General features: G+C 36.1%; 9 protein-coding genes and 1 riboswitch. Of the genes, 3 read left to right on the top strand and 6 right to left on the bottom strand.

The window, feature by feature from the left end:
* Window positions 1-348 precede the first annotated feature (348 nt).
* From U8D43_RS20520 to U8D43_RS20505, 4 genes are read right to left on the bottom strand one after another with little or no spacing between them, the layout of a single operon-like run.
* On the bottom strand, window positions 349-1077 hold the full coding sequence (locus U8D43_RS20520) for an ABC transporter ATP-binding protein (RefSeq protein ID WP_335873009.1): 729 nt from the start codon (window positions 1075-1077) through the stop codon (window positions 349-351).
* Window positions 1070-1828, bottom strand: coding sequence for an ABC transporter permease (locus tag U8D43_RS20515; RefSeq protein ID WP_442893639.1), 759 nt, complete (start codon window positions 1826-1828; stop codon window positions 1070-1072). Before U8D43_RS20515 ends, U8D43_RS20520 begins: the two co-directional genes overlap by 8 nt.
* Window positions 1828-2118: a thiamine-binding protein gene (locus tag U8D43_RS20510; protein WP_335873007.1), complete on the bottom strand. Its 291-nt coding sequence runs from the start codon at window positions 2116-2118 to the stop codon at window positions 1828-1830. Before U8D43_RS20510 ends, U8D43_RS20515 begins: the two co-directional genes overlap by 1 nt.
* 14 nt (window positions 2119-2132) lie before the next feature.
* Window positions 2133-3119 (bottom strand): ABC transporter substrate-binding protein, encoded by a 987-nt coding sequence (locus U8D43_RS20505; protein ID WP_335873006.1) that lies wholly within the window; start codon window positions 3117-3119, stop codon window positions 2133-2135.
* 112 nt (window positions 3120-3231) lie between these two features.
* Window positions 3232-3340, bottom strand: a riboswitch (TPP riboswitch).
* A gap of 871 nt (window positions 3341-4211) precedes the next feature.
* Between U8D43_RS20505 and U8D43_RS20500 the strand changes: the two genes are divergently transcribed.
* Window positions 4212-5114, top strand: coding sequence for an aldo/keto reductase (locus U8D43_RS20500; RefSeq protein ID WP_335873005.1), 903 nt, complete (start codon window positions 4212-4214; stop codon window positions 5112-5114).
* Window positions 5115-5553: 439 nt separating this feature from the next.
* Here the strand turns inward: U8D43_RS20500 and chrA are convergent, their stop codons facing one another.
* Both chrA and U8D43_RS20490 read right to left on the bottom strand, forming a co-directional pair.
* The gene (gene chrA / locus U8D43_RS20495; protein WP_335873004.1) at window positions 5554-6726 is read right to left on the bottom strand and encodes a chromate efflux transporter; all 1173 of its coding nucleotides are present in this window, start codon (window positions 6724-6726) and stop codon (window positions 5554-5556) included.
* Window positions 6727-7686: 960 nt separating this feature from the next.
* Window positions 7687-8106, bottom strand: a complete 420-nt coding sequence (locus U8D43_RS20490) for a universal stress protein (RefSeq protein ID WP_335873003.1) — start codon at window positions 8104-8106, stop codon at window positions 7687-7689.
* 320 nt (window positions 8107-8426) lie between these two features.
* Here U8D43_RS20490 and U8D43_RS20485 point away from each other — a divergent pair, with 320 nt between their 5' ends.
* Window positions 8427-9899, top strand: a complete 1473-nt coding sequence (locus U8D43_RS20485) for a SulP family inorganic anion transporter (protein WP_335873002.1) — start codon at window positions 8427-8429, stop codon at window positions 9897-9899.
* A 658-nt stretch (window positions 9900-10557) separates the two neighbouring features.
* Entirely contained in the window at window positions 10558-12567 is a 2010-nt protein-coding gene (locus U8D43_RS20480) for an EAL domain-containing protein (protein ID WP_335873001.1), read from the top strand.
* The last annotated feature ends 610 nt before the right edge of the window (window positions 12568-13177 follow it).

Genomic DNA, 13177 nt, shown 5'->3' with positions numbered 1-13177 from the left:
GAGGTAGATATCCAAAAATCAAAACCAGCTTAAATCAAGTAATGGTGCCATAGCCAATCTTTAAAAATGGTCATTCCATTTTAGGGAGGGTGCTTTTTTGTGTCAAAATCAGCATCAAAACCCATTTTCGTATAAAAAGATCCTTTCAATATAACTTTATTTTTTGTAGTTTCTGAGGAAATATGATAAATATCAATTGGAAATAAAGAGGGCACTGCCAGAAAAAGCATCAAAAAAAGGACGGTCCATTTTAGTTCCATCCTTAATAATTAGAAAAACTTTATTCAGATAGCAAATATAACAATTTTCGCGAAAGCAGATTTATTAAATGATATTACAATCAATTTCTTAGTATAATTCAAAATATAATCTCTTTTTCCACTCTAAAAGCTCCATTGAAAGGAGAATTTCTTCTCTCCTTGGTCGTTCAAATGGAATTTGAAATTCAGCTTTTATCGAAGCTGGTCTATCTGATAACACCAATACACGATCCGAAAGAAAAAGTGCCTCTTCTATATTATGTGTGATAAATAAAACAGCTGGCCTCTCCTCTTCCCAAACAGATAGGAGCCATTTTTGCATATCGGAACGTGTTAATTCATCTAGTGCAGAAAAAGGTTCATCTAATAATATAAAGGGCTGTGGGCTTAATAGGGCTCTAATAAATGAAACTCTCTGCTTCATTCCACCTGACAATTCATGAGGATATGCACCTTCAAAACCAGCTAAACCTGCCTTTTGTAGCATGTTTTTTGCCTCTTTTTCATTCACCTCACCTACTAATTCTTGACCTAATAGAACATTTTCTATTACCGTCCGCCATGGTAATAATGAAGGAGTTTGAGGCATATACGAAATATGTCCGGCCTTTCCATTGATTTTTTGATCTTCTAAATAAATTTCGCCACTATCTGGAGTTAACAACCCACCAACGAGGTGAAATATAGTGCTTTTTCCACTTCCTGAAGGACCAAGTAATGTGACAAATTCCCCTTGCTTAATGGTGAGGCTAACTCGCGATAATACATCCTTTTCCCCGAATCTCTTCGACACATCTTTTAGCTCTAACTTATTCATCGTACTTCCCTCCGTTCAATACAATTTTTTCAACCAATACAATCACCCAAAAGAAAAGTAAACTGATAAACATAATGGTCAAGATTGCCACAAAGACACGATCGGTTTGAAACGATGAAGAAGCTAGAGTCATAAAGACACCGATTCCAGCTTTAGCCCCTAGCCACTCTGAAATAACAGCCCCCATTACACTATAGGTTGCTGAAATTTTTATACCTGAGAACAACATTGGAAGAGAAGAGGGAAACTCTAATTTCCAAAAAATTTGCCTTTTCGTTGCACCAGCCATTTTCATGTAATGCAATAATTCAGATGAGGTTTGTTTATATCCATCTAACGTCGAAACGGCTACAGGAAAGAAACAAATTAAGGTGATGACAATCAATTTGGGTAAAAGGCCAAAACCAAACCAAATGACTAAAAGTGGCGCCAGAACAATAATCGGAATATTCTGGGACAAAATCAGGAATGGATAAAAAGCCTCCCGTAAAAGAGGAACACGATGCAACACCATAGCTGTTCCCCAACCAAATGAACCTCCAATAAAAAAGCCTAAAAGAGTTAGCCAAATTGTTGCTAGAACATCTTCATAAAAAAAAGACCATACAGCAATAAATTCTTTTATTATTTGAAGTGGACCTGGAAGCATCCAAACAGGAATGTTCCAAATATTTGTTGAAAACTCCCATGAAATAAAGAAAAGGAGGAGAACCATAAATGGTCTCCATCCTTTGAGAAATATCGCTCTTATCATCGATATTTCTCCGTTAATTGATTCATCATAATTCCAGAAGGTTGATACAAAACTTTTATTTGAGAAATTACATTCGGACATCCTAATTGCACCATTTTTTCATTCATTCTTTGAATGATCGAAAATAATTCAGATAATTCACCTTCCATCGTCGTTTCAAGTGGATGAACCTCGTAGCACACACCAGATTCTTCAATTACTTTAATCGCCTCATCGACAAATGGTATTACATCTTCACCACGTTCCGTTTTCGGCAAAATTTGAATACTCACTAAAGAATTTCCCATCGCTATCTTCTCCCTTATTTTGGTAAGAATTGTGTTGTAAAGGCTTCATTTGCTTCAAGCTTCTGTTCCATCAGTCCATTTTCAAACATCCAATTTGCATAGTTTTCCCAAATCTCAGTTTTTTGTTCACCCCAACGTGGAGCATCAGCCTGATACTTGTCTGCGAGCCAGCTTTGTGATTTTTTGACTAGCTCCTCATCCAAATCTGGAACAGCTGTCAATAAAACTTCGGCAGCTTCATCTGGATTTTCAATCGAGTCTCTGTAACCTTTGCTTACCGCCGCTAAAAAGGCCTTTACTACTTCTGGATCATCTTCAATTTTGCTTTCATTCGTAGCTAAAACAGGTGTATAATAGTCTAGCTTATTTGAGTAATCCGTTAAATACACCATATTCAGTTCTTCACCGCGCAACTCTGCTTCAATCCCTGTCCACCCATAGTAGATCCAAGCAAAATCAATGTCTCTTTTCACTGCGGTGAAAAAGTCACTTGATCCCATATTTACAAACTCTACTTTATCCACTTCGCTATTTTCACTCTTCATTACGGATTCCATCACAGCTTTTTCAACAGGATCCCCCCAACCACCATAGGTTTTCCCTTCAAAATCTTTCGGGCTAAGAATTTCTTTTCCACTTGGTGACGCAAAACCCGAAGTATTATGCTGAATAATCGCAGCTATTGAAACCAATGGAACATCTTCAACTCTTGCACGAGTGATACTTTCTTGATAACTTATCCCAAAATCAGCTTTGCCTGACGCAACGAGTTGATCTGCCCCTGCTTCACCTGGTAGGATGATTTCGACGTCTAGCCCTTCGTCTTTGAAGTACCCTCTGTCTTTTGCAACGTATAGACCTGTGTGATTCGTATTCGGAGTCCAATCAAGCACCACGGAAATCTTTTTTAATTCCTTACTACTTGTGTTACTCTCCTCCTCATTTCCACAACCAGCCAGAATGAATATGATAGCAACTGCCCCTAATAGCCATTTTTTCATCTCTTTTCCCCCTCATATGTGATCTTATTTCTTTGATGACGGAATACTAGAGATCCTGATAGTCTTATGTACATGAAAAAGCGCCTAGATAGATACCTAGGCGCACATAAACAAAAAAATTGAACATGTTTCCTCCGCTGGTATCAACCAGATCAGGTTCAAGGGTCCGTAGCTTATGACTACTCTCTCAACCAGCAACACTGGTTCCCCTACAATACTCTAATATTAAATTCAGTCAATTTCACTATGACAGATAAATGAAAATGACGCAACCATTTTGAATTATCATTTTCTAAAGTTTGTTTCTCTTATTAAGGCTTTTTTCGCAAAGGTTGTGGCTGTTCGAATAGCCCTCAATTCGTGATGAAGATTGACTTTGGGGCATCTTTTCGCATCATTTTCAACCCAAAATGAGGAATGAAAAGAGTGTTTCCCTTCATTTTGATGCTAAAGCAACAAAGTATGTGAAAAGAGCCTTTAATAAAGGACATTTTTCGTATACATTGTTTCATTTATAGTTTAATTTTAGAAGGAAACCTTCAATTCGCTGGTGATTCACATCAAATACAAGCGAAATGATGCCCCCGAGACAGAGCCTTATCATCGATTATTGACTGGTTCGAAAAGCAACAAGCTTTGCAAAATCAGTTATAGAAATTTTTCTTCTTTTCATACAGTGAACAATTAGACAAATCAAGAAGTGGTTAGACTAAAAGAGCATAAAAATCGCTTATTTAGTTGTCTTTTCTACTTTTTAACAACCAATATAAGTGTAAAAGGCTGTTTTCGAAAAGATTGTGGCTTTTCGAATAGGAATATATCCCCTGATTTGTATGACTTCGTGCTCTTTTCCTTATGAAAACTTCTCCATCTCTAGATAAAAAGTAAGAAATCAGTCGAAAAAACCTTACTGCCTGTTTTTTCTTTGAGTCAATAGCAACAAAGTATGCGAAAAGAGCCCTGTAAAAACAGGCTAGGGTATAGAATAAGATTGTTTACCCACTTATAAGAAATGTTTATAATGAAGCAGATACATATTGTTGTAAATCAAAGAAACTGAAAATATTTTTTTTATTTCAAGGAGGAATTTTAGTGGAACGTATACAAATGGCAGATGGTCTTTCCTTCTCTCGATTAGTTCATGGTTTATCGAGATTAAATGATTGGAATAATTCAAAAGAAGAAACACTCGAATTAATTGAGTATTGTTTAGAGCAAGGAATTACTACTTTTGACCATGCGGATCTATATGGTGGATATACTTGTGAAGAATTGTTTGGCGATGCCCTATCATTAAAGCCTGAGCTTCGAGGGGAAATGGAGATAATCACTAAATGCGGAATTGTCATTCCAGCTGATAAGCGTCCTACTCATCAAACACATCACTACAATTTAACAAAGGAACATATTTTACTTTCAGTTGAAAATTCGTTGCAGAATTTAAAAACGGATTATATTGATGTTTTATTATTACATCGCCCAAGTCCCTTTATGGATCCCATTGAAATTGCCGAAGCATTCGACATTCTCAAAAGAGAGGGAAAGGTTCGTCACTTTGGCGTTTCTAACTTCAAAAATTCTCATTTTCAAATGCTTCAATCTTACTTGGACTACCCGCTCATCACTAATCAGATTGAATTATCTGCCTATGAGCTCGAAAATTTTGACGACGGCACGATTCATCTTTGCCAGGAAAAACGTATCAAACCTATGGCATGGTCTCCCCTTGCTGGAGGGAAAGTCTTTACTGCTCAAGATGAAAAAGGAAAACGTCTTCGTGAAACTTTAACGAAAATCCAAGATGAGATTAGTGCAAAAGGAATCGATGAAGTACTATTTGCATGGCTATTACAGCACCCTGCTAAAATCATGCCCATCGTCGGTTCTGGAAAAAAGGAACGCATTCAAACCGCAATTAACTCCTTGTCTCTTTCTTTGAATCATGACCAATGGTTCGAAATTCTTCAAAGTTCAATGGGACATGATGTGCCATAATTCAATACGGATTATAGGGCTCTTTTCCGGTAATGTATGACAATTAAATTACCAAAACAAAAAAACGGAAGCCGACAGGTTAACGTTTACTAATTATTGCTGTTAAAAACAGGATTTCCTAAAGAATCCGGTCATAAATGACCGGATTCTTTTTTTGTTTGCCTCATATCATATTCATTATTGCTATTTAGTTAAATTTATTTAAAAACCCTATTTTGCTTGTGGTTCCCATCAATTAAAGACGAAAAGATGCTCTGAAACAAAGCTATATCAACGGTTGTAGACCGGGTTGAAAAGAAATAAACTTTGCGAAAACAGCCTTTTGTTATCATCAGTGAGGGAAACAATTTCTTGTCATTTGTCATTATCAAGTTAAACACCCAATCCATAAAAAAGAGTGAAGCTAGTATTAATCGCTCCACTTGCTCAAATTTTATTTTCACATGAGGAAAGAAGTTAGAAACCCTAAAAAGGCTGTAAAAATAACAATAAACCAGGCTGGCCACTTCCAGTAATGCAACAAGCTAAACGCAAGTAATACTACCGCAAGATCCACACCATTTAAGACAGCACTTGTAAATACAGGGTTGTACAAAGCGGCGAGCAACAACCCAACAACAGCAGCATTTACACCCTTCAACGCACCTTGTGCATACGGCAACGAGCGAATCGTATTCCAAAAAGGCAGTGTTCCAATTAATAAGAGGAATGAGGGAAGGAATATGCCAATAACTGCTATCATCGCTATTTGCCAGCCACCAATCGCTCCACCTAAAAATCCGGAAAGTGTGAATAGCGGGCCGGGTACAGCCTGTGCCCCTGCGTAACCAGTTAAGAACATTTCTTCTGAAAGCCATCCATTTGGAACCACTTCTCTCTCTAACATAGGTAGAACCACATGTCCTCCTCCAAATACTAGCGAGCCTACACGGTAAAATGTATCAAAAATCGCATAAGATAGGTTTGTGAATATAGTCTTTCCGAGTGGAAGAATTACCAATAAAGAAAAAAACAAGAACCAGGATAAAACCCCTAGCTTTTTGCTGATTTTTATTGGAAGATGAGGAGCTTTCTCTATCTCTTCAGAGCGGTACAATCCATATCCAATCAGAGCTGCCACAGCTATAATGACTAATTGTCCAATCGCGGTTGGAACCAATAGAGTGGCAATTGCAGCTAGGATAGCAATGGTCATCCGCTCGCGATCGGGAGTAAGCTTCTTCCCCATCCCAATGATAGCATGCGCTACAACTGCGACTGCTACTAGCTTCAAACCATGAATCCAACTACTATTTATCATATCACCACTTTCAACGAAATAAGCGAATAAAACAAGTGCAAGAACTGAAGGAAGGGTAAAACCTAACCAGGAAATCACTCCGCCCAAGATTCCACCTCGTACCATGCCTATCGAAATACCGACCTGACTACTCGCTGGACCTGGTAGAAATTGACACAATGCAATTAAATCAGCGAAGCTCTTTTCATCCAACCAATTCCTTCTCTTTATATATTCCTCACGAAAGTAGGCCAAATGAGCTGCTGGACCCCCGAATGAAGTAAGACCTAATCGTAAGGAAACAAAAAAGATTTCAATCCATTTTTTCAACATTTCACTATCACCCTTATTCTCTTTAATATTGGCTCTTTTCGCATTCTTTGTAGCTCGTGTATATAAAAACGGATGGCAGCACTCTTTTCTTTCCTTATTTTGAGGTGAAAAAATTCCGAAAATATGCTCGAAGTTATTTTTCATCACGTAATAAGGAATAATTCATAAAGCTACAATCTTTGCGAAAAGAGTCTTGCGAAAACAACCTTAATATTTAAATTATATTATAGATATTTTTTGATTAAGAAAAAAGGAATAAGTGTTTATTTACTAATTTATACGAGAATTTCACAAATATCAGGTAAGCTTTTGGTTTTTCTATAGGCTCTTTTCGTGTACTTTGTTGCTATTGGCACAAAGTAAAAACAAGCAGTTAGGTTTTTTCGACTGATTTCTTACTTTTTATCTAGAAATGGAGAAGTTTTCATTTGGAAAAGAGCACGAAGTCATACAAATCATGGGATATATCCCTATTCGAAAAGCCACAATATTTGCTAAAACAGCCTTTCTATAAGACTGCATTCGCAAATAATGTTGCTTCCTCTGTTAAAAAATAGGTTTCTCACATCTTTCCACCTGTTTTTGAACGAATTCATTAAAAGTAAATTTAATAGCCACAATGGATACGAAAAGAGCCTTAAAAAAAGACTCAGCACTGAGGCTGAGTCTCTCAATTTAGGACTGATATCACAAGGCTGTTTACGCAAAGATTGTGGCTTTTCGTATCAGTTAATTATCTGTGATATAGCTTTGTTTCGGGCATCATTTCGTCTGTTTTTGATAGAAATCAACAATGAAATGGAGGATTTAGTCAAAAATCAGATGAAATAGCCACAATGGATACGAAAAGAGCCTATCACAAAGAGTGATGCCTTTTGCTGCAGTATCTAATACGTAATAAAGCTGGGTCCAAAATTATTATTTCGTATTTAAATTACCACTTAAAATAAAAAATAGGTCTTATTTAATAATCATTACAGGGCAGTTAGCACGCTTCGCAACTTTATGGCTAACACTCCCTAAAACCATTTCTTGTAACGTGTTTAAGCCTCTACTTCCTAGAATGACAAGATCATACTCCTGTTCATTTGCAACCTTAATTAAGGTCGGTCCTGGTTCACCTTTGAGGATTTTCACTTCAAAAGGGACATTTTGTTCTTCAAAATAACGCTCAGTCTCATGAAGACTCTCTTTCCTTTTGTATTCAATTAATTCTCTACTTTCTTGAGACAGGACATCTGACTTAGATTTTGAACCATCCACAACGAATGCAATTGTTACCGTAGCGTCCTGATCCAAGTGAGCTAAATGGGCTGCTTTTTCTGCCGCTCGCAAAGCATGCTTTGAGCCGTCCGATGCCAATAAAATTTTTTGAAACATCTCTACTCCTCCTAACAACAATACACATTTCCCTCTTTAGTTTACCACTAATGTATCCAAGAAACTTTGACAATTGCTTTAACTATGAAAATAGTATATTTTGTAGCAATTCATGAAAATGAGCGCATTTAAGAGATATAAAGAGTAACAAAGGATATAAAACGCTTACACGACATTATGTAATCTAATAAGAGAATGATATAATTCATACCGTTGTATTTAGCTCGGATTGTTTAAGAGTGTAGCTTTGTAGATTCGTTTGATCCGGATTACATTGTTAAAATAAGCTCCTAATTACTATATTAGAAAGAGGTGTCAGTTTGAACACACAAACATTAAAAGAACAGTGGTTTGGAAATATTAGAGGAGATGTTCTCTCTGGAATTGTTGTGGCTCTAGCCCTCATCCCAGAGGCGATTGCCTTTTCGATAATTGCAGGGGTAGACCCAATGGTTGGCCTATATGCTTCCTTTTGTATCGCAGTCGTTATTGCCTTTGTCGGCGGTAGACCAGGAATGATTTCTGCTGCAACAGGAGCAATGGCACTTGTAATGGTCACATTAGTTAAGGATTTTGGTTTGCAATATTTGCTTGCTGCGACCATTTTGACAGGAATTATTCAAATTATTTTTGGACTGTTCAAAGTCGGGAAGTTCATGAGATTTATCCCAAGATCCGTCATGGTTGGATTCGTTAATGCGCTAGCAATATTAATTTTCACAGCTCAGCTTCCTCATTTTATTGATGAAACATGGGTGATGTATGCAATGGTTGCAGGGAGTCTTGCTATCATTTATATTTTGCCGAGATTTTCCAAAGCAATTCCTTCACCGTTAATTGCCATCGTCGTCATTACCGTTATTGCGATCGTATCTGGATCATCAGTTAGAACGGTTGGTGATATGGGCGAGCTTTCTCAGAAATTACCTTTGTTTCTATTACCTGATATTCCATTAAACTTTGAAACTTTGAGAATTATTCTTCCTTATTCCTTTGCCTTAGCGCTAGTAGGTTTACTAGAATCTTTATTAACTGCACAAATCGTCGATGACATGACCGATACTGATTCTGATAAAAACAGAGAAGCCCGTGGTCAAGGAATAGCTAATATTGTATCAGGATTCTTTGGTGGAATGGCGGGTTGTGCCATGATTGGTCAGTCTGTTATTAACGTAAAATCTGGCGGAAGAGGCCGGTTATCTACGTTAGTAGCCGGCATGTTCTTAATAGTATTAATCATCTTACTCAATGATGTTCTTATTCAAATTCCCATGGCCGCTCTTGTTGGGGTCATGATCATGGTCTCAATTGGAACCTTTGATTGGTCCTCTTTAACAAAGTTGCATATTATGCCTAAAACAGACGCAATTGTTATGATTGCAACCGTTGCAACGGTTGTCAAAACGCATGATTTATCAAAAGGTGTTCTTGCAGGAGTTCTTCTTAGCGCTATTTTCTTTGCGGCAAAGATATCTAGAGTTCACGTAACATCTATGATGGACGATATGACCCAAGAAATAGTTTACACAGTAAGAGGACAGATTTTTTTCGCCTCTGTTTCAGAATTAATTGCTTCCATCGATTTTAAAGATCAAGCTGAAAAAATTAAAATTGATTTTACTCACGCCCATTTATGGGATGACTCAGCTGTAGCTGCAGTAGATAAAATCGTCCTTAAGTATAGAGAAGCTGGTAAGAAAGTGAGCATTGTAGGGTTAAATCCAGATTCTTCCTCACTCATTGAGCAGCTAGCTGTCTATCATAAACCCAATGCCAAAATGGCTGACCATTAAACAAAAAAAACGGGCATACAGTTTTGGCTGTAGCTCGTTTTTATTTTCTTAGTGCTACTTTAGCAAAGAAAGTTGCAGGTCATAGCAGTACTTATACCGTTATAATAATTAGTTTAGTGGCATCTTTTCGTTTGTCTTTGAACGAATACATTGAAGATATCCATGCTACCATGGAAAAGTATGTTAAAAAGAAGCAATATCTAAGAATCGATCTTCAATAAATTGTAAGCGCTGTTAATAATAGGTGTTTTTTGGTACCTTTCACTATTTTCTATACGAAATCACTACGACAACGAAGGATTGCTTTGATTTTTAAATTCATCAACTAAAATATTTACGAACACATTAATGATTTGGTACACCCTAAACCATGCATGAAAAAATCACCAAATCAGAGTAAACGTATCCAAAGCTTTCTGCCTCAACTACCCCTTTCTTTATGTCCTCTTATGCGAAATGAACAGGGATTATTTCTTTTGAATCAGTAACTCCTAATCCTCAAAAAATTCCCCTATAAAACTATTATGTCTAATCTATGTAGCTTGTTCTCAAAATCTATTACACTCTCTCCCACTATCAAAATTGCTTAATCAACGCTTTTCTAGTAAAATATTACTAGGTAATAAGAACCTATCACCTATATCCAGGAGGTAAGATTATGCAAAACTCATACTACATATTCCTCCCTGTTTTATTCATTACGTTGATTAATCTTTTTTTTCTTTATTATCGGCAGTTGCCGAAAAATAAATGGCTCTTTATGTTCGTTCACTCTCTTAGTCTGTCGCTAGGTTTATGGTTTTCAACCTTACTAACCTTATTTGCGAATGGGCTTTTTATCAATATTGCTGTTTACTGGAGCACTTTCCTATTTATTTTTATATTATCTACATTATTCTACCTTCTAATCAGCTACACGCTATTAAATCTATTTTCACAAGATGTCTCTTCAATTGATATGTTTATATTAAGCTTATTTTACGGAACGATTTCGACTATACTCCCCGTCCTTTTCATTTTTAAAGTGTCCGGTATTATCGAATGGGACCCCTTTCAATTATCTGTGGCGCTCATCTTGTTTATTACCTCTTATTTTCTTATCCTTCGAATATTTAAGCAAATACGAATCGATCAAAACGAAAATAATAATTATGTTTCCTTTTGGTTTCAGTTTTTCTTTTCATTAACTAGTAGTTATGCTATTTATGGATCCATACTAACGGTTCTAGAAGGATTAAATGTCGTTAAAAATATAGATTTCTTTGTAGCTGAATTAATTACGATTCTAATTTTAATATTATTCACCATTTTCTACAGTGAAAAACAATACGATGAAAAGCACGATGAATTAAGAAAAAACAATGAAAAATTAGAATACCTTGCACTACATGATCAATTAACACATTTGCCTAACCGTATGTTTTTACAATCGTATATCATCGATAAAATTTCGATTGGAAACCCATTTCATGTGTTATTTTTAGATTTAGATTCTTTTAAGCATATTAATGACTACTACGGACATAACTTTGGTGATGAATTACTCAAGAGAATAGCGAATAGATTAACAAATATAGTAGATAAATCGGGATTTGTATCAAGACTTGGTGGCGATGAATTTGTCGTGGTCTACCCTGAAGAGTCTATAATTGACATAGACGTTTTACTTAATCAGATCATCAGAGAGATCACCATTCCAACGACTATTTATGAACGAAATTTTTCCGTTACTACTAGTATTGGAGCAGCTAGCTATCCTTTCGATGGAACTAATGCTGAGACCTTAATGAAACACGCAGACCTTGCTATGTATCATTCGAAAGAAGCTGGGAAAAATCAATTCACCTATTTTACTAAACAACTCATTAAGGAGTATGAAGAAACCATTCAATTGAAAGAAGACTTAAAGCTAGCTTTTGCCAACAAACAGTTATACATTTATTTCCAGCCCCAACTTGACCTATCCAATCAAAAATTAACAGGATTTGAAGCATTACTAAGATGGAATCATCCCCAACGCGGGCAAATTCCTCCTTCAGAGTTTATACCTGTTGCTGAGGAAACTGGACTAATAGTTGACATAGGGGAGTGGGTCTTAAAAGAATCACTCCGTCAATTACGATCATGGAAGCAAATGTTTCAACAGCCCCTAAAGCTTGCTGTCAATGTATCTATCAAACAGATCGAGCAACCCAATTTTGTCGAAACCGTTCGTGATGCTCTAATTCAAGCAAATGTCTCGGCTGACAGTCTAGATCTCGAGATCACAGAATCATTAGCTATGACCAATGTAAATAAAGCTGTGCAAATATTTTCAGAACTACGCCATTTAGGAGTGAAAATTTCAATTGATGATTTCGGTACAGGTCACAGTTCACTAAATTATCTCAAGCTATTAGGAATTAGACATATCAAGATTGACCGTTCCTTTATTAATGAAATTGCTCAAAGTAAGGAAAGCAAAGAAATTGTAAAAGCAATTTTAAGCATCGCCAAACATTTGCATTTAAGCGTAACAGCAGAAGGCATTGAAACAAAGGAACAATATCAATTACTGAGAGATTTACAATGCCAAAACGGTCAAGGGTTTTTATTTGCCAAACCAATGTCTTCTACTGATTTGGAATCTTTTTTATATGAACGAGATACGGTCAATTCCACAAACTAGCTTTGTGATGTTGTTGGCGATACTTGAAAGATTCAGGCTCTTATTTTCAGTAAAATCATTTATTTTTTTCAATAAATGATTTTACTTTAAGAAAATGCAAGCTATCTTGAGCTAAACAGGAACATAATTTGTTGATGAATTTAAATAGGCTGTTTTCGCAAAGGTTCTGGCTTTTCGTATCAGTTAATCATCTGTGATAGAGCTTTGTTTTGGGCATCATTTCGTCTGTATTTGATAGAAATCAACAATGAATTGGAGGATTTAGTCAAAAATCAGATGAAATAGCTACAATGTATACGAAAAGAGCCTTTAAATAAAAGGATATATTCGCAATGTTTGTTGCTTTTCAAACCGGTCATAACCAGTACTATAGCTTTTTTTGAGGCCTTCTTTTCTTCATTTTTGATGGGAATCAACAGCAAAATGGAGAATTTAATCTGGAATTAGACTAAATAGTAAATATGTATAACTCAACTTTCGCACATAAAAAATAATGCATAACATAACTAGCTGTAAGGTTAGTTATAGTTCATAAATGTTCATTGACAATGAAAAATAGACATAAAAAAGCACCTCAACATTTGGTATAGTGTAATTGTCTAGAAAACAC

The organism is Bacillus sp. 2205SS5-2 (genome assembly GCF_037024155.1).
Taxonomy (GTDB): Bacteria; Bacillota; Bacilli; order Bacillales; family Bacillaceae_K; genus Bacillus_CI.
The sequence above is the reverse complement of the archived record's forward strand: the minus strand, read 5'-3'. Positions and strand labels throughout refer to the sequence as shown.

Excerpts from the sequence above, each read along its gene's own strand:
- U8D43_RS20520 (WP_335873009.1), bottom strand. The coding sequence starts at position 1,077 with ATGAATAAGTTAGAGCTAAAAGATGTGTCGAAGAGATTCGGGGAAAAG.
- U8D43_RS20510 (WP_335873007.1), bottom strand. The coding sequence starts at position 2,118 with ATGGGAAATTCTTTAGTGAGTATTCAAATTTTGCCGAAAACGGAACGT.
- U8D43_RS20505 (WP_335873006.1), bottom strand. The coding sequence starts at position 3,119 with ATGAAAAAATGGCTATTAGGGGCAGTTGCTATCATATTCATTCTGGCT.
- chrA (WP_335873004.1), bottom strand. The coding sequence starts at position 6,726 with ATGTTGAAAAAATGGATTGAAATCTTTTTTGTTTCCTTACGATTAGGT.
- U8D43_RS20490 (WP_335873003.1), bottom strand. The coding sequence starts at position 8,106 with ATGTTTCAAAAAATTTTATTGGCATCGGACGGCTCAAAGCATGCTTTG.
- U8D43_RS20480 (WP_335873001.1), top strand. The coding sequence starts at position 10,558 with ATGCAAAACTCATACTACATATTCCTCCCTGTTTTATTCATTACGTTG.